The 18986-nt window shown below is 61.7% G+C and carries 18 protein-coding genes; 6 read left to right on the top strand and 12 right to left on the bottom strand.

Annotation, left to right across the window (positions count from 1 at the left end; translation table 11 throughout):
* Nucleotides 1–37 precede the first annotated feature (37 nt).
* Together AC1RAC_RS08285 and AC1RAC_RS08280 are read left to right on the top strand one after the other, a co-directional pair.
* The gene (locus AC1RAC_RS08285; RefSeq protein ID WP_181124992.1) at nucleotides 38–541 is read left to right on the top strand and encodes a prepilin peptidase; all 504 of its coding nucleotides are present in this window, start codon (nucleotides 38–40) and stop codon (nucleotides 539–541) included.
* Nucleotides 542–612: 71 nt separating this feature from the next.
* On the top strand, nucleotides 613–1398 hold the full coding sequence (locus tag AC1RAC_RS08280) for a response regulator transcription factor (protein WP_054918763.1): 786 nt from the start codon (nucleotides 613–615) through the stop codon (nucleotides 1396–1398).
* A 136-nt stretch (nucleotides 1399–1534) separates the two neighbouring features.
* On the opposite strand, the gene AC1RAC_RS08275 is transcribed toward AC1RAC_RS08280, so the two are convergent.
* From AC1RAC_RS08275 to cpaB, 8 genes are read right to left on the bottom strand one after another with little or no spacing between them, the layout of a single operon-like run.
* On the bottom strand, nucleotides 1535–1807 hold the full coding sequence (locus AC1RAC_RS08275) for a DUF3613 domain-containing protein (RefSeq protein ID WP_034125882.1): 273 nt from the start codon (nucleotides 1805–1807) through the stop codon (nucleotides 1535–1537).
* Nucleotides 1808–1817: 10 nt separating this feature from the next.
* Nucleotides 1818–2543, bottom strand: coding sequence for a tetratricopeptide repeat protein (locus AC1RAC_RS08270; protein ID WP_096143487.1), 726 nt, complete (start codon nucleotides 2541–2543; stop codon nucleotides 1818–1820).
* Nucleotides 2544–2553: 10 nt separating this feature from the next.
* Nucleotides 2554–3441, bottom strand: a complete 888-nt coding sequence (locus AC1RAC_RS08265) for a type II secretion system F family protein (protein WP_054896408.1) — start codon at nucleotides 3439–3441, stop codon at nucleotides 2554–2556.
* A gap of 1 nt (nucleotide 3442) precedes the next feature.
* Nucleotides 3443–4324: a type II secretion system F family protein gene (locus AC1RAC_RS08260; protein WP_492616490.1), complete on the bottom strand. Its 882-nt coding sequence runs from the start codon at nucleotides 4322–4324 to the stop codon at nucleotides 3443–3445.
* A 9-nt stretch (nucleotides 4325–4333) separates the two neighbouring features.
* Nucleotides 4334–5605 carry a TadA family conjugal transfer-associated ATPase gene (locus tag AC1RAC_RS08255; RefSeq protein WP_127882081.1) on the bottom strand — a complete coding sequence of 424 codons (1272 nt, stop codon included), beginning with the start codon at nucleotides 5603–5605 and terminating at the stop codon, nucleotides 4334–4336.
* Nucleotides 5602–6795 carry a CpaE/TadZ family protein gene (locus AC1RAC_RS08250; RefSeq protein ID WP_034125887.1) on the bottom strand — a complete coding sequence of 398 codons (1194 nt, stop codon included), beginning with the start codon at nucleotides 6793–6795 and terminating at the stop codon, nucleotides 5602–5604. The genes AC1RAC_RS08255 and AC1RAC_RS08250 overlap by 4 nt, the downstream gene beginning before the upstream one ends.
* Nucleotides 6792–7997, bottom strand: a complete 1206-nt coding sequence (locus tag AC1RAC_RS08245) for a type II and III secretion system protein family protein (protein WP_034125888.1) — start codon at nucleotides 7995–7997, stop codon at nucleotides 6792–6794. Before AC1RAC_RS08245 ends, AC1RAC_RS08250 begins: the two co-directional genes overlap by 4 nt.
* A gap of 19 nt (nucleotides 7998–8016) precedes the next feature.
* Nucleotides 8017–8961: a Flp pilus assembly protein CpaB gene (cpaB, locus tag AC1RAC_RS08240; protein ID WP_492616489.1), complete on the bottom strand. Its 945-nt coding sequence runs from the start codon at nucleotides 8959–8961 to the stop codon at nucleotides 8017–8019.
* Between the two features lie 337 nt (nucleotides 8962–9298).
* On the opposite strand from cpaB, the gene AC1RAC_RS08235 reads away from it, so the two are divergent.
* Nucleotides 9299–9496 carry a Flp family type IVb pilin gene (locus tag AC1RAC_RS08235; RefSeq protein WP_034125890.1) on the top strand — a complete coding sequence of 66 codons (198 nt, stop codon included), beginning with the start codon at nucleotides 9299–9301 and terminating at the stop codon, nucleotides 9494–9496.
* Nucleotides 9497–9549: 53 nt separating this feature from the next.
* Complete coding sequence (locus AC1RAC_RS08230) at nucleotides 9550–9954, top strand: response regulator (protein WP_236453589.1); 405 nt, start codon at nucleotides 9550–9552, stop codon at nucleotides 9952–9954.
* 407 nt (nucleotides 9955–10361) lie between these two features.
* Here the strand turns inward: AC1RAC_RS08230 and AC1RAC_RS08225 are convergent, their stop codons facing one another.
* The 4 genes from AC1RAC_RS08225 to AC1RAC_RS08210 form a co-directional block, all read right to left on the bottom strand.
* The gene (locus AC1RAC_RS08225) at nucleotides 10362–12044 is read right to left on the bottom strand and encodes a ShlB/FhaC/HecB family hemolysin secretion/activation protein (protein ID WP_034125892.1); all 1683 of its coding nucleotides are present in this window, start codon (nucleotides 12042–12044) and stop codon (nucleotides 10362–10364) included.
* A 186-nt stretch (nucleotides 12045–12230) separates the two neighbouring features.
* A complete protein-coding gene (locus AC1RAC_RS08220; protein WP_492616488.1) occupies nucleotides 12231–14036 on the bottom strand; it encodes a collagen-like triple helix repeat-containing protein in 1806 nt (601 codons plus the stop codon).
* A gap of 300 nt (nucleotides 14037–14336) precedes the next feature.
* A complete protein-coding gene (locus tag AC1RAC_RS08215) occupies nucleotides 14337–15185 on the bottom strand; it encodes a MaoC family dehydratase (RefSeq protein ID WP_492616487.1) in 849 nt (282 codons plus the stop codon).
* 2 nt (nucleotides 15186–15187) lie between these two features.
* Complete coding sequence (locus tag AC1RAC_RS08210; RefSeq protein ID WP_054896414.1) at nucleotides 15188–16540, bottom strand: 3-oxoacyl-ACP reductase; 1353 nt, start codon at nucleotides 16538–16540, stop codon at nucleotides 15188–15190.
* A gap of 113 nt (nucleotides 16541–16653) precedes the next feature.
* On the opposite strand from AC1RAC_RS08210, the gene AC1RAC_RS08205 reads away from it, so the two are divergent.
* Nucleotides 16654–17931, top strand: a complete 1278-nt coding sequence (locus AC1RAC_RS08205; RefSeq protein ID WP_089042161.1) for an acetyl-CoA C-acetyltransferase — start codon at nucleotides 16654–16656, stop codon at nucleotides 17929–17931.
* A gap of 134 nt (nucleotides 17932–18065) precedes the next feature.
* Nucleotides 18066–18965, top strand: coding sequence for a PA4780 family RIO1-like protein kinase (locus AC1RAC_RS08200; RefSeq protein ID WP_014716761.1), 900 nt, complete (start codon nucleotides 18066–18068; stop codon nucleotides 18963–18965).
* Nucleotides 18966–18986 lie beyond the last annotated feature (21 nt).

Genomic DNA, 18986 nt, shown 5'->3' with positions numbered 1-18986 from the left:
AGCATAGAATCATTCAGCCAAAAGGGATGTTTTTTACGTGATCCAGACGCTAGTGATTGTGCTGTGGTTGGGCGTATGTGCTGTGCAGGATATTCGCCAGCGCCAAATTGCCAATACGCTGACCCTGGGCGTCGGGCTGTTGGCGCTGATTTACCTGCTATGGGCGGGCTCGACCTGGCTGGGTGCGCCCCGCAGCGAGGGTGGCCTGGCCTTGGCTTTGGCGCTGGTGCTGACCCTGCCCGGCTACGCGTTGGGCCGCTTTGGCGCGGGGGATGTGAAGTTGCTAGCCGCCTTGGGGCTGGCCTCCAATATCGACTACCTGTTGGGGGCGTTGATCGGCGCTGGCATCGTAATGGTGGCCTGGACACTTATGCATCAATGGCTTAGCTCAAATCGCGTTGAGCGGGCAGGGCAAGCGTCAACAAAACAGCCCTTTGCGCCCTTCGTTTTGACAGGTTTTGCCGGCAGCTGGTTTTGGATCCATCAGTCGCACGAGTTGATTAATGCTATGTACATAGTCGGAAAGTACGTCTACGTTTAATGAGTAGTTGTGTAGGAGTTTTCGTCAGAAAGGATAGGTCATCATTTGGCTTGCCAGGCATGGAGTAGCGCGTGAACAAGCTTACGTCTGCAGTAAAAGTGCTCGTTGTCGACGATCAACCATTGATCGTGGAGGAACTCTGTGAATTTCTTGAAAGCAGCGGGTACCGTTGTGTCCCGTGCGAGTCCAGCCAGCAAGCGGTCCAGCGTTTTGGCGAAGACCTTCAGATTGGTTTAGTGCTGTGTGACCTGCATATGCCGGACATGGACGGCATCGAACTGGTCCAGGCGCTGCAACGGATCGCCGGCAAACATCGTGCGTTCGAAGCGATCATGCTCACCGGTCGTGCCGACAAACAGGATGTGATCAAAGCCCTGCGTGCGGGCATCGCCGATTACTACCAGAAGCCGATCAACCTCGATGAATTGCTCGAAGGCCTCAAGCGCCAGGAAGCGGCGTTGGAGGAACGGCAAAAAGACCTGCAACTGGGCACGCTCAACCAGAAGTTGCAGTACCTGTCCGAATCGATCAACGACTTGTATATGGACTTGGACAAAGTGCGTCGCAACCCGACGCTCCAGGACCATGACGGGGACCCATCGGCCGATGAAGCCGGGTCGTTGGAGATCCCGGCGATTTTCAATCAGCTGTCACCGCGCCAGCTGGATGTGGCTCGCCTGGTGGGCAAGGGCCAGACCAACTACCAGATTGCCTGTGAATTGGGGATTACCGAGAACACGGTGAAGCTGTACGTGTCCCAGGTGCTGCGCCTGACCCATATGCACAACCGCACGCAGTTGGCGCTGGCGTTGTCACCGAGCAACTCGGCGATGCGCCAGCGGGTGACTGCGCACTAAAGGCCCAGGCAAACCTTGCAGGAGCCATCTTTCCGTGGCGAGGGAGCTTGCTCCCGCTCGACAGCGCAGCTGGAGTGGGCTTTTCTTGGGGGCGCTTCGCACCCCAGCGCAAGCAAGCTTGCTCGCCACAGTAGCTTTACTTGCTTCCACTTTGCGCAGTGCCGCCTATTTTCTGATCAAAGAACTCCGGAATCGGGTGCTTGTTGCTGTCCAGCCAGCGCTTGAGCGCCTGTTCGCGTTCTGCCGGCGTGGTTTTCTGGGGGTTGGCCGAGGCTGCGCGCCCGCTCAGTTGCAGTGCCATCCAGTTTTCCGTTTCGGCCTGCCGGGGTGAAGACGGCCCCGCTTCGATGGCCGAAGCGAGGAGGGGCAGGGCCAGGCATGCAAGGCCGGCGAGGTATTGGAATTTCATCATCGACTCCTTATTTCACAGAGGCCGGCAGCGTATCGTTGACCGCCGCTACCTGATCTTTGACTGGGCGCTGCGGTGCCGTGCCAGCGTCCTTGAGGTGTTGCGCCCGTGCCTGGGCTCGGGTCACCTGATCAGGGCTCAACCCGAGTTGGCCGACCACTTTCGCGGCTTGCTCCCAGTTGTCCTGATAGATCAGCAAGGTCACCAGGTTGACCGCCGCCAATTGATCGCTCTGCTTGAGTTCGATGGCGGTCATGAATTCAAAGCGCGCGTCTTCAAGGCGCCGTTGATCGAGGTACACCACGCCCAGGTCGTTGCGGATTTTTTCGTCGGTGGGCGCCAGCCGTGCTGCGCGTTGCAGGTGAGCCATGGCCTGGCCGTTGTCGCCCTTGGCCGACGCCAGTTGCCCCAAGCCGTGCTCGCCGTCGGCGGCCAGGCAGGTGCCCAGCAGGCTGCGGTACAACGGCTCGGCGTCGGGACGGCCTAGCAAGCGATAGGCACGGGCCTGGCGCTGACGAACCTGGGGCAGGGCGCTGGGCAGGTTCTGCAGGTTGGCAAGGCTGGCGTGCAGCTTGCCTTCGTTGGCCATGTCATCGGCCAGGTTCAGCGACAGCTCCTGGTCCGAGCTGGGCTTGGGGCAACTGCCCGGCGCCAGCAACCCGGCCCACGGAACCTGGCCGTTGCTGGCACAACCGCCCAGCATCAGCAGGCTCAAGGCGACGATCAGTGGTTTCATGGCAGGCTCCTCAAAAGTTATTCAAGGCTCGGGAGATGGCGATCATGGCCGGCCCCCCCAGCACGATCAGCAAGGCGGGAAACAGGAACACCATCATCACCACGGACATCTTCGCGGACATCTTCGAGATGTATTCCTGCAGGCGGGTCAGGCGGCGGTCGTCAAGCAACTGCTTGAGGGCCAGCAAGGATTTCATCGCGCCGCCGCCCTGGTGGATCAACTGCTGAAGGATGATGCAGGTGTCGGTGAACTCATCCACGGCCAACAGGCGTGCGGTCTTGCCCAGCTCTTCGGACAGTTCCAGGCCCGAGTCGACCCTTGCCAGGATCAGGCGCAGTTCATGGGTCAGGTCTGGCAGCAAGCGCTGGGCTTCGGTGCTCAACACCCGCAGCGATTGCTCAACTGCCATGCCGGATTCGAACAGGATGCGCAGTAACGGAATGAAGGTGGAGATTTCCCGAGCGATACGCTCCTGGCGGTATTTCGCACTGAGGGCGAGGATGCGTTTGGGCAGCAAGTAACCGATGCCTAGGGCAATCGCCGGGGCAATCCAGGGTGAGCCGGCATGGGGAAACAGCAGCTGTTGGCCGAGCAGGGTCAAGCCCAGCAACACGATGGGCACGCCGATCTGGAAAGCGGCAAACATGGAGCGCTGGTTGGCTTTACGCCAACCGACTCGGTTGAGCAGGGTCTGGGTTTCGTTGTCCAGGCTGACCGAGCGCTGGGCCACGGTGCTGGCGCCCAACTGGCGCATCAGGCTGCCGAGTTTGTCCTCGCGGGTCAGTTGGCCTTGCAGGCGTTGGCTGACCAGGCGTTGTCGGCGCCTTTGCTCTAGCAGGTTGCCGACGATCAAGGCGACGGCGGCGAGCGACAACAGGATGCAAATCAGGATGGCCATCTCAAATACTCCGCAACATGCGCCACATGACGAAGGTGCCCGTGATGTCGAGCGCCACCGCGGCCAGCAGCAGGTGGCGCCCGGTTCCGTCATTCCACATGCTCATCAGGTAGCCCGGGTTGACCATCAGGAAGTAGCCGACCATGACGATAGGCAAACCCGCCAGCACATAGGCGGTCATGCGTGTTTCGCCAGTCATGGCCTTGAGTTGGCGCGCACCCTGTTCGCGCTCGCGGATCATCTTGATCAGGTTTTCCAGCAGCTCGCTGGCGTTGCCGCCGTAGCGGTGGTTGACCTTCAGGCCAAGAGCAAACAGGCGGAATTCATCGCGCTCGTAAAACTCGGCAAAGTCGCTGACCGACTCCGGCAGGCTCACGCCCATTTGCACGTTGCGCTGGATGCGGCTCATGGCCTGCTTGAGCGGCGCTTCGGTGCTGTCGATCGCGCCCAGCACAGCGTCCGCCAGGGTGCGCCCAGACTTGAGGCTGCGCACGCTGTGGTCCAGCAGCTGCGGTAATTGTTCGACCATGCGCTGCACTCGCCGTTGGTAGCGCCAGGCGATATACACCCGCAGCAGCAGCGGCGGCAGGATCAGCATGGCCAACAGTCCCAGCCCGCCGGCCAGCAGATAGCCCAGCAACATGCCCAGCGCCCAGCCGCTCAGCCACAAACCCAGGCGGTCGGTGGGCTTGCCCAGGCCGGCGCGCTGGAACATGCGCTCCAGCGCGACCCAGTTGCCGTTCGGCTCCTGGGGCACCGGCTGGCCGTCGCTGAGCCGCTCCAGCACCCGGTCGGTGCCGGCCTGGCGCAACCCTCGCTGGAACAGCCAGACGGACAGGCTGATCAGCAGGATGCAAATGAGCAGCAAGACAAGTCCGGTCATGAGCCCTCTCTACAACGGCAATGCCGATTCGCGCCGCAGCTTGTCGCCGGCCGGGTTGAGCGCTTCGCGCAGAAAGCCGAAACCGGTACGGCGGTCGAGGCGGAACAGGGTGTTGGTGACATACACGTCGTCGCGCACCCCCACCACTTCCACCACCTCGCTGACGCAACGGCGCCCATCGGGCAGGCGCGTCAGTTGCACCACCACATCCAGTGCGGCACAGATCATCTGCCGCAGGGTTTTCTCCGCCACCACCCGGCCGGTCAGGCCCACCAGGGTTTCCAGGCGCAGCAACGCGTCCTGGGCATTGTTGGCGTGCACGGTGCTCATGGAACCGTCATGGCCGGTGTTCATGGCCGTCATCACGTCGAGCACTTCGACGCCACGGATCTCGCCAAGGATGATGCGGTCCGGGCGCATCCGCAGGGCGTTGCGAATCAGGTCGCTGGCCTTGACCTCGCCATGCCCCTCGGCATTGGGCGGGCGGGTTTCCAGGCGCACCACGTGGGGGTGGCCCAGTTGCAGCTCGGCGACGTCTTCGATGGTGACCAGGCGTTCGTGGGGGTTGATCAATTGGCTGAGGATATTGAGCAGCGTGGTCTTGCCGGTGCCGGTGCCGCCACTGATCAGGATATTGCAGCGCTTGCCCACCGCCTCCTGGAAGAACTCTAAGATGTTGTGGTCGATGGTTTGCATCGCCACCAGGTCGCTGCTCTTGAGCATGTCCTTGCGAAATTTACGGATCGACAGGCACGGGCCGTCCAGGGCAATCGGCGGGATGATCGCATTGACCCGGCTGCCATCCGGCAAGCGCGCATCGACCATCGGCGACGACTCATCCAGGCGCCTTCCAAGGGGCGCGAGAATGCGCTGCATCACGCGTTCTACATGGTGCGCGTCGATAAAGCGCAGGTCGCTCTGGTGGAGTACTCCGTCACGCTCGATAAACACCCTGTGCGGGCCGTTGACCAGGATCTCGGTGATCGACACATCGCGCAGCAGCACTTCCAGCGGGCCGAAGCCGGTCAGCTCATCGACGATTTCCTCGGCCAGGCGCTCCATCTCATAGCGCGAGATCGCCAGGTGCATGCGCGTGATGTATTCGGCCACTTTGTCGATGACAAATTGCGCCAGGGATTGGCGCGAGCCTTCCAGCAGGTTCTGGCCCGACTCTTCGATGGCATCGATGATGTAGCGATGCAGCACCAGTTTCAGGCCGTCGTGGTCGTTGTGCGCGGTACTTCCACGGGCCGGAGCGCCGAAGAGTTTTTCGCCGTTCATCGACTCGCTCCCAGCAGGCGTTCGAACCAGCGCGTCGAAGGTTTATCCAGGCCTTCGGTACGTTTGGCCAGGCGCTCGCCCAGGTGGCGCAGGGCTTGGGTCAACGCTTCGCGTGGGGCCAGGGTGAACAGGCTTTGCCCCTGGTTCTTGGCGTTCAGGCGCACTTCGGGGCTCAGGGGCAGCACGGCGATGCACTCCAGGCCGAAGCTTTTTTCCAGGGCTTCGGTGCCGGGGGCGCAGCCTTTGACGTAACGATCGACGAGCAGCTTGGCATGGTCGAGCTTCATACCTTTTTCGCGCCACAGGTTCAGCATCGCCAGGTTACGCCGACAGTCGAGTACGCACTGGTCGGTGCACCACAACAGCTTGTCGCAGTGGCTGACAAAGGTGCGCAGGGCTTCGCTGTCCGCTTGCCCGGTGAGGTTGACCACGATGTGCTGGAAGTGCTGACGCAAGGCGCTGAGCAACATGTACAGCTCGGCGGCGCTGGTCATTTCCAACGGGTCATCGCTGGCGGCGTAGGCAAGGATCCGCAGGCCGTCGTCGGTGCTGGTGAACGCGCTGTTGATCAGGGTGGCGTCCAGGCGTCGCAGGTGGCGCAAGGCGTCGCCGAAATTGAAGGTGCTGTCCAGGCCCAGCAGCGCCAAGCTGTCGCCCCTGGGCAGGCCGAGGTCGAGCATCAGCGTCTGCTGGCCGCTCTTTTGCACCACCATCGCCAGGTGGCTCGCCAGCAGGGCGCCATCGGTATTGCCCTGGGCACCGTAGAGCACGGTGAGGCCGCCCAGATGGGCGTTCGGCGCGCTGGGCGGCAAGCGCTTGCTCAGGCGCCGCACCAGCCCGGCCACTTCGCTGGAGCGTGAACCATAGGCGACAAAATCCCGAGCGCCGGCACGCATGGCGTTGAGTACCAACTGGTTGTCCATGCCGTCGCCCAAGGCCACCACCGCCAACATCGGCTTGGCTTCCAGGGCGCCTTCGATCAAGGCGCTCTGGGCTACCAGGTGCTCGCGGTCCAGGCCCACGAACACCAGGTTGGCGAAGGTCACGTCCACCAGTGCCAGCAATTCATCCAGGCTGCCGCCGCCCACGTTGATCACTTGGCCAAGAGGGGCCAGGGCACCCTGGAGCCATTCCAGGTCGGTGCTGTTACGGGTGATTGCCAGGAAGGTCTGGCTCAGGCTATCGCTCATTGGGAAAGTCCACTGCGACGGTCGAAGTTGCCGTTTTCCAGGAAGAACAGGCGGAACCAGTTCGGGTCATAGGTGCGCAGTTTTTCGCCGGGCAGCGACGGCAACTGCGCATTGGCAGCCAGTGGCTGGACCAGATGCGGCGTGACAATCATCAGCAGTTCTTTCTCTTCGCTCTGGATATTGGAGTCGCGGAAAAACGCACCAAGGATCGGGATATCGCCCAGGCCCGGGAGCTTGGCGATGGTGGAGCGGTTGGTGCTGCTGATCAGGCCGCTGATCACAAAGCTTTCACCGTCGGCCAGTGACACACTGGTGTCGGTGCGCCGGACGGTCAGGGCCGGCACCTGGATATTCTGGATTCGGATCGCGTTGCTGTAATCCAGCTCGCTGACTTCCGGGGCGACTTTCAGGGCGATGCGGTTGTGGTCGATGACCGTGGGCGTGAGGGTCAGGCGAATACCGAACTCCTTGTATTCAATGGTGATGGTATCGCTGCCGGCACTGGGCACCGGAATCGGCACTTCGCCGCCGGCCAGGAAGGTCGCGCTCTGGCCGCTCATGGCCACCAGGCTCGGGCGCGCCAGGGTATAGGCGAAACCGCTGCTTTCCAGGGCGTTGATCAGTGCCTTGACCCGGCCACCGCCAAACCCGATGTTGAAGTTGTCGGCACTCACCGGCAATTTGAAAATGCCCTCTGACGGGGACAGCAAGTCGGGGCTGCCGAGGAAGAAGTTTTTACCCATGCCCAGGATCTTGGTGCTGGCTTCCTTGAGCTTGGTGCGGCTGACCTCGACAAAACGAATATCGGTCTGCACCTGGCTGGGCAGCGTCGGGTCTTCGGAGGGCGACAGCGATTGGCTGGTGAGCGCCGAAGTAGCCTTGCCCTTGACGAACACCATGCTCTGGCGCGGCGTGGTCGAGCAGCCGGTCCACACCATCAGGCTGGTAGCGCCGCTGCCGACGCCAGTGAGCAGGAAATGGCGGTCGCCGTTGACCCGCACATCGGCAATTTTCGGGTCGCCGATAGCCAGGCGCGTAATCGCTACCGGCGACTGCAGCTCGGTCTGCAAGCCTTCGCCTACCTCGATCACGGCGGGCAATTGGCCCAGGGCGTTGCAGCTGCCCGATGCGCCCATCGCCATGCCCAGGGGCAGGCACGGCAGCATCAAGGCCAAGGCCAATTGAGCGTAGCGTTGGCTCATTCAAGGCATCCTTGTTCAATCAGGGGGTAGGTTGTGCTGCCGCCGCGCCGCGAATCACTTCGATACCCTGACGCTGGCCGGTGAGGGCCACCGCGGGGGTGATTTTTTTCGGCGGGCCGCTGAGGGCCAATTGGGTGAATTGGTAGAGGTCGCGGTTGGCGCTTTGCACCTTGTCCGGGGTGTCGCTTTCACCGGCCCAGTAGCGGCTGAGCAATTGTTCGTCGGCACTGCGCACGGCCAGGCGCAGCGTGCCGGCTTGGGAAGCGAGCATCAGCCGACTCAGCAATTGTTCGGGCACCGCCAGCACCACACTGCGCGCGGCGGTGCGACGTTGAGCCGCCTGGGCGCGTTCTTCGGCGGTGGCGGGTGGCGGTACTGCCGGGGTGCCGTCGTTGGCCAAACCCAGTTGGTCGCCGACGCTGAGCAGGCGAATCGCGGGGATGACCACCTGCGCCGATTGCTCGGCATTGGCATTGTCCTGGCGCAAGAACAACAAGACATCCACGTAGTCGCCGGGGCTCAACTGGCCACCGGCACCGATGACCTCGTCGACGGCGACGGCGAGCGCGCGTTCATCCGCACGAATCATGCGGGCCAGGGGGCCGCCGGCTGTGAAGCTTTCATCATTGAGCCAGGTGCCGGCACCCAGGGCCCGCAAAGGCGTACGACCGATGGCCTGGTCAACGCTGGTCAGGCTGCCTGCCGGCACGGTGCGCAGTTTTTCCACGGCTACATCGGCAGCGGTGAGGGGCACAAAAGGCGCAACCGCGTGCACCAGTACCACGACGGGCTGGCGGGTCTGGTCTTCCACGACCGCAACGGTTTTTTCCACGGAAATGACAGGTTGTGGCGAGGGTGCTACGGCAGGTGCCGGTGGACGGCTGAGCACCAGGCCCCAATACCCTGCCACCAGGGCTCCGATAAGCAGCAAGCCAGCCAGGACCATGCTGATGCGACTGTTCATGACGGCGCTCCCTATCCTGTTGCACTACTTTTATTCCCGTTAATCCAAACGAGTTAAATTCGCAACTGGGCTGTGATGAACAACTAACGATTTGGCTATTTGAAGGTAGCTCAGCTAGGACGAAATGCCATTACCGAACGAAAAATTTATCGATGTTTTTAGAATCGGGCCTTTAAACAACGGACTTGCAGGGCGCATGGAGCCACTAATACTTTATGATTAATTCATTCTTACAGTTGTGAGTGTTAAATTTGTTGACAATGCTCTAGTGGCACACGGCAATCATTGTGCGGGCCAGCTGTATCGGCGCTTTGTGGCGCATGAAGGAGATCTCAACATGATCCTTGACCTGTTCTTGAAATTTTATGTTCACGCTCAGTTATTCCTGCGCCGCAGAGATGGGGCGTCGGCTATTGAATATGTGATTATCGTCGCGATAGTTGCGTTGGTGATCGTCGGTATTGGTACTGGGCTTGGCGATAAGATAAAAGGCATCTTCGAGCAAGTGTCCGATGCGCTGCCAGCGGCGACTTAGCCGTCATTGCGGTATTCTTTCGTTCCGGTGATTCTTTTTATCAGGTACCGCCCATGACCCACCCTTCGTCATCCCGCCAACAAATCCTATTGGTGGACGACGAGGAGGATGCGCTGGTGGAGTTGGCCGAATCCCTCGAAAACGAGGGGTTCGTCTGTTTCACCGCGACCTCCGTCACCTTCGCCTTGCAAGAATTGACACTTCACCCTGATATCGCCCTGGTCATCACCGATCTGCGCATGCCCGAGGAAAGTGGTATCTCCTTGATCAAGCGCCTGCGCGAACATACCTCACGCTTGCATTTGCCTGTGATCGTGATGTCTGGCCATGCAGAAATGGACGATGTCAGCGATATGCTGCGCTTGCAGGTGCTGGACTTGTTTCGCAAGCCGATCTACCTGGTGCGCTTGCTCGATACCCTCAACAGCCTGTTTCCCCTCTCTACACCTGGTCGGTAACGGACCTGCACCGCTTATTAAATGTGGGAGCTGGCTTGCCTGCGATAGCGGTGGTTCAGTTAAAGATTCATTGACTGACACACCGCCTTCGCGAGCAAGCCCGCTCCCACAGTTTGATTGCGGGGGCGCAGGTAGAGGGGGTTCGGCTGTCAGGCCGCAGGGATCTGTGCCATGCACTGATTCTGTGAGCAACACAGACCCCTGTGGGAGCTGGCTTGCCTGCGATGATGGCCGAACAGTCAACGACTAACTGCCTGACACTCCGAAACCCAACTGTGGGAGCGGGCTTGCTCGCGAAGGCGGTATGGCAGACCGAGATATGTACTCATTCCAACCCAATTAAATGGTCGACCCGAAGAGCGCCATCGCAGGCAAGCCAGCTCCCACATTGATTACAGGTGCCCTCGTCACAGTTGATAACTGAAGCTCAGCGTATACCGAGGCCTGCGATTGAAGCTGTCCAGGGCGATATCCGACATTGGCTTGGCCGCTTCCAGCGCGATGTTGTAGTACTTGTTGTCGCCAAAGCGTAAACCTACCGCCGCCGACGACATGTCGTTGGCCTTGACCGGCAGGTCGTTGAACCAGGATTTGGCGCGATCGACCACTACGTAGGGTTGCAGGATTTTCACCCAGTTGCCGGCGCGGTTGAAGCTGTAGTTGACCTCGTACGCCACCCCCCAGCCCTTGTCGCCCGAGCCTTGGTCGTCCGGGTAGCCGCGGCCGAAATTTTGCCCCCCGAAGGTGGCGCGTTCGCTGTCGGGCAGGGTGTTGTTGCTCCAGTACAGCGCGCCGGAAAGTACGCCTTGCCAGTTGTCGAAGAACTTGTCGCTTTGCACGCCGGAGAGGCGCAGGCGGAAGAAGTCGAGGTCGGGTTTAGCCACGTCCAGGTCACTGCGGGCCTTGGCGCCCAGGCCATCGATGCCCTGGTACAGGCCACCGCTGATGATGCGTAGGCGTCGCGCGTCGGCTTTGCGCCAATCTCCTTCGAAGGCCAGGGCGCGCAGGTTGGATTCGATGTCGAAACGCAACGGGTAACCCACCAGTTTATAGCGCGTGGTCTGGTCGACCGCGTACAGGCGTGTGCCCAGGGTGAAGGACTCGGTCGGGGAGGCAATGAACGGGTGGCTCAGGCCGATGGAGTAGCGGTCGATGGACTGGTGCGGCTTGAGTTCGAAACCGCCGTCCAGTTGCACGCTGCTGCTGGGGTCGGCGCGATAGCGCTCGGCGGCGAGCGCCAGTTGGGTGCCTTCGGCATTGATGAATTGGTTGTAGTCCACGCGGTAGTAATGCTCTTTGTCCTCGCCGGGTGGGAACAGGCCGCTGACGCTGAGCTGCTCGCCCATGGACGTCTGGGAATTGCTGGTGGCGCTCAGCAACGCTTGCGTGCCGCCACGGCTTTTCTGCACCAGGCTCATGCTGGTGGTGAAAGGTTTGCGGCTGGCCTGGATCTGCATGTGCGTGGCGCCATCGGTGGTGCCTGGCGGCGGTACTTGCGCTTGTACGCTGAGGCCGGGGATGCGGCTCATCAGCGTGGTATAGCGCTCGAAGGTCTTGCGAGTCAGTGGGCGTTCGGCCAGGAGCTTTTGCGCGAGTTTATCGACGTAGGCCGACACCGAACCAATGTCGCCGGTTTGTTGATAGTCCTTGATGTAGCCTTCCACCAGTACCACGCGGACCAGGCCATTTTCGAAGTTCTGTTGCGGCAGGAAGGCGTAGGACAGCAGGTAGCCATCCTCCTGATAACGGCGGGTGATGCCACGGGTCGCTTCAATCAGTTGCGCAAGGTTGGTTTCACGTCCAATCAACGGCGCATACACCTGCGCCGTCTCGGCGAGCGGGTAGACCGTTCCGCCTTCGATCTGCAACTTTCGAATAGTGACCTTGGTGTCCATCAACAGCGGCTGGCCTGCAGTCGGCGGCGCCTCGGGTACTTGGGTTTTCGACGTGGGTGGTCGGTAGGCGTCCGCGGGCAGGTTGGGTACCGGCAGGGTGCGGACAGTGTCGTTGCTGTTGAGAAAGCTGGGAAGGGTCTCGGCCTGGGCGTAAGCACTGAGGGTGAGCAATAACAACGGGGTCAACACGCGCATAGGACACTCCATGGTCAACTGCAGCAGCGCTTCGGGCCCGCCGGGTTCTGGGACTCGGTTCGGGAGGGCGGCGATTGATCACAGGTGTCGCTGCCCATAAAAAAGACGAGAGACTTATTAAAGGTCTCTCGTCTCAACCAAGCGTAGGCGCTGTAGGGGAGGCCGTCTAATCGGCCAGGTGCATTTCTATTTGCCGGTCAGGCCATTCAACAAACCGCCCAGACCGCCTGTGGCCGTAGTGCCGCCCGTGGTGGTGGCAGTGCCGGTTGCTGTGGCGGTGGTGCCGATATTCAGGCCGCCGAGCAAACCACCGCTGGTGCCGCCAGTCGCGCCGCCGGTTACCAGGCCACCCACCGAGGCGACGGTGCCGCCGACCGCTGTGACGGTGGTGCCTACCGCGTTGGTGATCGGGTTGGCATTGGCTGCCGTCAAGTTAGTGCCCACGCTGCTCACAGCGCCGCCGACTTGAGTCACCAGACCATTGACCGGAGCACCCACACCGGTAGTGGTGCCGATGGTTTGGGTCAGGTTGGTGACGCCGCTGGTCACAGGGTTGAGCGCTGCGCCGACATTGGCCGCTACGGTGGCGACCGGTGCGGTAGCTGCGGTGTTTGCTACACCTGTGCCACCCAGCGCAGTGCCCAGCGACGCAACGGTGCCGCCGACTGCACCACCGGTCACACCCGTTGCACTGACTGTGCCGTTGGTATTGCCCACGTTCAGGCCGGTACCCACGTTAGCCACCAGGCCACCCACCAGTTCCGGAATGCCGGGAGCCGAGGTGCCACCGGTTGGGGCGACATAACCACCTGATTTATCCAGTGTGCCACCGACGCCAGTGAGTACGGTGCCGACAACGCCGGTGACCGGGTTGCCCGTGCCGCCCGTGCTGGCGACTTGAGTACCCAAGCTGGTGACGGTCGAGCCGACCTTATCCAGTACGCCATTGAGTGGAGTGCCCAGGCCGGTTGCGTTACCCAGGTTGCCGGTGGTGTTTTCCACCAGCGACACCACAGGCACCACGACTTTGCTGCCCAAGGTGTTGGTCAACGAACCCAGCGGGCCGGTGGTGCTGGCCGTACTGAGGGTATCGCCGAGCATGGTGACGGTGGTGCCGACTTTATCCACGACGCCACCTACCGCAGTGCCCACTCCGCCTGTCGCGCCGCCGACCACAGGTATTCCGCCGAGAGTGGTTGAGAGTGTTTGGCCGGTGGTCGAGAGGCCGCCGCCCAGGTCGGCCACGCCGTTACCTACGCCTGCCACCGTGGTGCCCAAGGAGTTGGTGTTGGTGCCCAGTGAGCCCAAGCCGGCGGTTACGCCAGTGCCGATGCTGTTAACGGCGGTGCCTGCCGAGGTGACCAGGCCGCCAGCGGTTGCGCCGACGATGGGTACGCCATTCAACGTCGAACCCAGGTTACCGACCGCTGTACCGACATTGCCCACAGTGGTGCCAAGGGTGCCGGCAATCTGGCCGGTGACCAGTGGGGTGGTTGTCGAACCTGTTCCGCCACCTGTTCCGCCGCCAGTGCCGCCGCCAGTGCCGCCGCCAGTACCGCCGCCGGTGCCGCCGCCAGTGCCGCCGCCGGTGCCGCCGCCGGTGCCGCCGCCAGTGCCGCCGCCGGTGCCGCCGCCGGTACCGCCGCCAGTACCACCGCCAGTACCACCGCCAGTTCCGCCGTCACCACCGCCCGTGCCACCGCCCGTGCCACCGCCGGTTCCGCCACCAGTACCGCCGTCACCGCCGCCTGTGCCACCACCGGTTCCACCGCCAGTACCGCCGTCACCGCCGCCTGTGCCACCACCGGTACCACCGCCTGTACCGCCATCACCGCCACCAGTACCGCCTCCGGCACCTGCACCTGCATCCGGCGATGACGCCGCCACGCTGGATTTATGCCCGCCACCACCGCTGCTGCAGCCGCCCAGGCTCATTGCCAGAATCAGGGCCAGCGCGGTACTTGCTTTCCAAAATACGACTTGAGTTTTCATGATTGAGTTCCTTGCACCTGGTACAACCTTGGTTGTTTCAAACCTTCGTTACTTCTTCGGATAACGATAGGTTTGTCCGTGTGGCTATCTCAGGCGAGGGCACTCTTTCACGCAACGCTCAACTTGGTATTAACGATTTATATACATCCGGCCATCGTCGGCTTAATGACTAATACCAAAGGTGTAATGGAAGGGTGTTTCAGGATTTTTATATTAGTAAAATCAAAGTGTTGTAAATAAAGACGGACCTCGTAAGGTCCGCTATAACTTAGGGTGTATATATACAATTAATCAGGGTTTTCAGGCAGTCGGCTGCCACTGCCCCAACATATGTTGTATATCCCCAGCGCCTTTGAGTTCCAACGCCCCGCTGGAGCCGGCCGCGCTGCTCATCAATATCACTTCACTGGGCAGGCGCACCGGCTTCATGAACTCGACGTCGATTTCAATATTGGCGGCCGGCAAGTGTTCTGCCAGCGCCGCGAGGGTGCGCGCCTTGTTCCATAACCCGTGGGCGATGGCCTGGGGAAAACCGAACAACTTCGCGGTCGGGGTACTGAGGTGGATGGGGTTGTAGTCGCCAGACACTCGGGCGTAGCGTCGGCCAATATCAGGGGGGGCTTTCCAGCGCGTCAGTTCGGTGAGCGTTCCTGGAGTCTGCGATCCGCTGTCCGCCGCTTCGCCTTCAACCTTTACGCCCCGACATAGCATTTGGCTTTCGCCCTCCCACAAGAGCCCAAGGGCATCCTCGACAACCGTCACGATGTCAAAGGTGGCCCCCTTGGGATGGGTGCTGAGATTGCGTGCGTAGACACCGACACTCACGTCACCCACGCCACCCAACGGGCGATGAATACGGATGCGATTGCGCAGGTGGATCAACCCCAGCAACGGAAACGGAAAGCTCTTGTCCGTCAGCAGTTGCAGTTGCAGGCCGAACGCGAGGATATGCGGATAAGTCGCCGGCAGCATCGGGCTGTCAGCAAAACCGCACACCTTGCGGTACGCGGCAACGGCGCTGGGGTTGATATTCATCCGGCAGCGCAACCCACGTTCGGGCAGTGAGCTGCCGGTGATCTTGCGCTTGAGCGCCGCACGCCAATACAGCGGCAGTAGAGGTGGGGTGCTGTCCAACGTTTGCCATTGCATGCTTACGCTCCCAGAAGACTTTGCCCGCACACCCGCAGCGCTTGGCCGCTGACCGCGCCGGAACCCGGCTGGCTCAGCCAGGCCACGGCTTCGGCCACGTCCTGGGGCAAGCCACCTTGGCCCAGGGAACTCATGCGGCGCCCGGCCTCGCGCAGGGCGAAGGGAATATGCGCGGTCATCTGGGTTTCGATAAACCCTGGCGCGACGGCGTTGATGCTGATCCCACGCTCCTTCAACAGCGGCGCCCAGGCTTGAGCCAGGCCGATCAATCCGGCCTTGCTTGCTGCATAGTTGGTTTGCCCACGATTGCCGGCGATGCCACTGATGGAAGCCAGCAACACCACCCGTGCATTGTCCTGCAGGGTGCCGCTGTCGAGCAGGGCCTTGGTCAGCACTTGCGCAGCCTTGAGGTTGACCGCCAGCACTGCGTCCCAGTATTCCGGGGTCATGTTGGCCAGGGTTTTGTCGCGGGTGATGCCGGCGTTGTGCACCAGGATGTCGAGCCCGTCTGGCAGGTGCTCGATCAGTTGGCGTGCGGCATCTTCGGCGCAGATATCCAGGGCCACCGTGCGTGCATTCAGGCGTGCGGCCAGGGCTTCAAGGTCGGCCTTGGCCTGGGGCACATCGAGCAGAATGACCTCGGCGCCGTCGCGGGCCAGGGTTTCGGCGATGGAGGCACCGATGCCTCGAGCGGCGCCGGTAACCAACGCCTTGCGCCCGGCCAAGGGGCGCGTCCAGTCTTGCACCGGGGTGTCGCAAGCTGACAGGCGAATCACCTGGCCCGATATATAAGCGCTTTTGGGCGAGAGGAAAAACCGCAGCGCGCCCTCCAACTGGCCTTCGGCACCGTCGCCCACGTACAGCAACTGCAGTACGCCACCGCTGCGCAACTCCTTGGCCAAAGAGCGGCTGAACCCTTCCAGGGCGCGCTGGGCGCTGGCGGCGAACGGATCGCTGAGGCTTTCCGGCGCCCGGCCAAGGATCACCAAGTGGGCACTGTGGTCGAGGTTTTTAAGCAGTGGTTGGAAGAATTCGCGCAGCTGCTTGAGCTGGTCGGTGTGCTGCAAACCGCTGGCATCGAACACCACCGCCTTGAGCTTGGGGCCGTGTCCTGGAATCCACGCGGGCGCTGTCGAGGCTTCGGCGCCGTAGCTGTAGACGGCGTCGGTGAGTCGGTTGGCAAATGCCAGCACCTGGGTAGCCAATGCGCCACCGCCCAGCAGCAGCGCACCTTCGACCGGGCGCAGGCGCCCGGCTTGCCAGCGTTCCAGGCGTACCGGTGACGGCAGGCCAATGGCGGCGACCAGGCGATGGCCGAGGCTTGAGTTGGCGAAGTCGATATAACGGTCAGACATGGAACGCTCTCCGAAGGCTGGGGTTCAAAGGTTGACCACCCTGGGGTGGCAGTCGTTCGATTGAGCCTAGGCTAGGCTTGATGATTCCACCCACCACCACGAGGGAGCTTTCCATGACTCAATTGCGCCGTGTAGCGATCATTGGCGGTAATCGCATTCCTTTCGCCCGATCCAATGGCCCCTACGCCACGGCGAGCAACCAGGCGATGCTGACTGCCGCACTGGAGGGTCTGATCGAGCGCTACAACCTGCACGGCCTGCGCATGGGCGAAGTGGCCGCCGGCGCGGTGCTCAAGCATTCCCGTGATTTCAACCTGACGCGTGAATGCGTGCTCGGTTCGCGCCTATCACCGCAAACCCCTGCGTACGACATTCAGCAAGCCTGCGGCACGGGGCTTGAGGCGGCGCTGCTGGTGGCCAATAAAATTGCCCTGGGCCAGATCGAATGCGGCATTGCCGGCGGGGTGGACACCACCTCGGATGCACCGATTGGTGTGAATGAAGGGCTGCGCAAGATCCTGCTGCAAGCCAACCGCAGCAAATCCCTGGCAGATAAATTAAAACTCCTGTTACAACTTCGTCCTCATCACCTCAAGCCGGAACTGCCGCGTAACGGCGAACCGCGTACCGGTCTGTCCATGGGCCAGCACTGCGAACTGATGGCCCAGACCTGGCAGATCCCTCGTGCCGAGCAGGACCAGCTTGCGCTGGAGAGCCACCAGAAGATGGCGGCGGCTTACGCCGAAGGCTGGCACAACGATTTGCTCACGCCCTTTCTCGGCCTCACCCGCGACAACAACCTGCGCCCCGACCTGACCCTGGAAAAACTCGCCAGCCTCAAGCCGGCCTTCGAGCGCAGCGAAAAGGGCACGCTCACCGCCGGTAACTCCACACCGCTGACCGATGGTGCCTCCCTGGTGTTGCTGGGCAGCGAGGCGTGGGCCAAGGAGCGCGGCTTGCCGATCCTCGCTTACCTGCGCGATGGCGAAGCGGCGGCGGTGGATTTCGTCCACGGCGCCGAGGGCCTGCTGATGGCGCCGGTGTATGCGGTACCGCGTTTGCTGGCGCGCAACGGCCTGACGTTGCAGGACTTTGATTATTACGAGATCCACGAAGCTTTCGCCGCCCAAGTGCTGTGCACGCTCAAGGCCTGGGAAGACGCCGACTATTGCAAGACCCGTCTGGGCCTGGACGCGCCGCTGGGGTCGATCGACCGCAGCCGCCTCAACGTCAAGGGCAGTTCCCTGGCGGCGGGCCATCCGTTTGCCGCCACCGGTGGGCGTATCGTCGCCAGCCTGGCTAAATTATTGGATGCAGCGGGCAAGGGCCGTGGGCTGATTTCCATCTGTGCAGCCGGTGGCCAAGGCGTGACGGCGATTATCGAACGCTGATTGCCGACAAAATTGGCCCATTGAATGCATTCTCAAGGGGTCAGAGGTCAGTAGCCTCTCCCCCCGGCGAGCCGATTGCCGTATAACGAGTGCCACACGCGTGTTTGGTAATACAGGACCCACAATAAAAGCTGATGAAGACTCCTAAACGCATTGAACCCCTGATCGAAGACGGTCTGGTCGACGAAGTGCTGCGCCCACTGATGAGTGGTAAAGAAGCAGCTGTTTATGTGGTGCGCTGCGGCAATGAATTGCGTTGCGCCAAGGTTTACAAGGAGGCGAATAAACGAAGTTTTCGTCAGGCATCCGAATACCAGGAAGGCCGTAAGGTCCGTAACAGCCGCCAGGCGCGAGCCATGGCCAAGGGCTCCAAGTTCGGCAAGAAAGAAACCGAAGATGCCTGGCAGAACGCGGAAGTGGCGGCGCTGTTTCGCCTGGCCGGTGCGGGCGTTCGTGTGCCCCAGCCGTTCGACTTTCTCGAAGGCGTGCTGTTGATGGAACTGGTGGCCGACGAATACGGCGATGCGGCGCCGCGTCTGAATGACGTAGTGCTGGAGCCGGACCAGGCGCGCGAATACCATGCCTTCCTGATCTCCCAGATCGTGCTGATGCTGTGCACCGGCCTGGTGCACGGTGACCTTTCCGAGTTCAACGTACTGCTCACGCCTACGGGCCCGGTGATCATCGACCTGCCCCAGGCGGTGGATGCGGCGGGTAACAACCATGCGTTCAGCATGCTGGAGCGCGACGTTGGCAACATGGCTTCCTACTTCGGGCGTTTTGCCCCGGAGTTGAAGAAAACCAAGTACGCCAAGGAAATGTGGGCGCTGTATGAAGCCGGCACCTTGCACCCGGCCAGTGTATTGACCGGTGAGTTCGACGAACCGGAAGAACTGGCGGATGTGGGCGGTGTGATCCGCGAAATCGAAGCGGCGCGGCTGGATGAAGAGCGTCGCCAGGCGATTCGCGCGGCGGATGATGCGCCACCAAGCAAAGTGCCGGACGAGCCACCGCCGCCGCCTTGGATGCAGTAACTTACAGCGACGCTGATCGTT

This window comes from Pseudomonas sp. GW823-FHT02F05 (assembly GCF_058797315.1).
This window is presented reverse-complemented; position numbering and strand designations above follow the sequence as displayed.

Coding starts and splice junctions, on each gene's coding strand:
- AC1RAC_RS08275 (WP_034125882.1), bottom strand. CDS start 1,807: ATGAAATTCCAATACCTCGCCGGCCTTGCATGCCTGGCCCTGCCCCTC.
- AC1RAC_RS08270 (WP_096143487.1), bottom strand. CDS start 2,543: ATGAAACCACTGATCGTCGCCTTGAGCCTGCTGATGCTGGGCGGTTGT.
- AC1RAC_RS08265 (WP_054896408.1), bottom strand. CDS start 3,441: ATGGCCATCCTGATTTGCATCCTGTTGTCGCTCGCCGCCGTCGCCTTG.
- AC1RAC_RS08260 (WP_492616490.1), bottom strand. CDS start 4,324: ATGACCGGACTTGTCTTGCTGCTCATTTGCATCCTGCTGATCAGCCTG.
- AC1RAC_RS08255 (WP_127882081.1), bottom strand. CDS start 5,605: ATGAACGGCGAAAAACTCTTCGGCGCTCCGGCCCGTGGAAGTACCGCG.
- AC1RAC_RS08250 (WP_034125887.1), bottom strand. CDS start 6,795: ATGAGCGATAGCCTGAGCCAGACCTTCCTGGCAATCACCCGTAACAGC.
- AC1RAC_RS08245 (WP_034125888.1), bottom strand. CDS start 7,997: ATGAGCCAACGCTACGCTCAATTGGCCTTGGCCTTGATGCTGCCGTGC.
- cpaB (WP_492616489.1), bottom strand. CDS start 8,961: ATGAACAGTCGCATCAGCATGGTCCTGGCTGGCTTGCTGCTTATCGGA.
- AC1RAC_RS08235 (WP_034125890.1), top strand. CDS start 9,299: ATGATCCTTGACCTGTTCTTGAAATTTTATGTTCACGCTCAGTTATTC.
- AC1RAC_RS08230 (WP_236453589.1), top strand. CDS start 9,550: ATGACCCACCCTTCGTCATCCCGCCAACAAATCCTATTGGTGGACGAC.
- AC1RAC_RS08225 (WP_034125892.1), bottom strand. CDS start 12,044: ATGCGCGTGTTGACCCCGTTGTTATTGCTCACCCTCAGTGCTTACGCC.
- AC1RAC_RS08220 (WP_492616488.1), bottom strand. CDS start 14,036: ATGAAAACTCAAGTCGTATTTTGGAAAGCAAGTACCGCGCTGGCCCTG.
- AC1RAC_RS08215 (WP_492616487.1), bottom strand. CDS start 15,185: ATGCAATGGCAAACGTTGGACAGCACCCCACCTCTACTGCCGCTGTAT.
- AC1RAC_RS08210 (WP_054896414.1), bottom strand. CDS start 16,540: ATGTCTGACCGTTATATCGACTTCGCCAACTCAAGCCTCGGCCATCGC.
- AC1RAC_RS08205 (WP_089042161.1), top strand. CDS start 16,654: ATGACTCAATTGCGCCGTGTAGCGATCATTGGCGGTAATCGCATTCCT.
- AC1RAC_RS08200 (WP_014716761.1), top strand. CDS start 18,066: ATGAAGACTCCTAAACGCATTGAACCCCTGATCGAAGACGGTCTGGTC.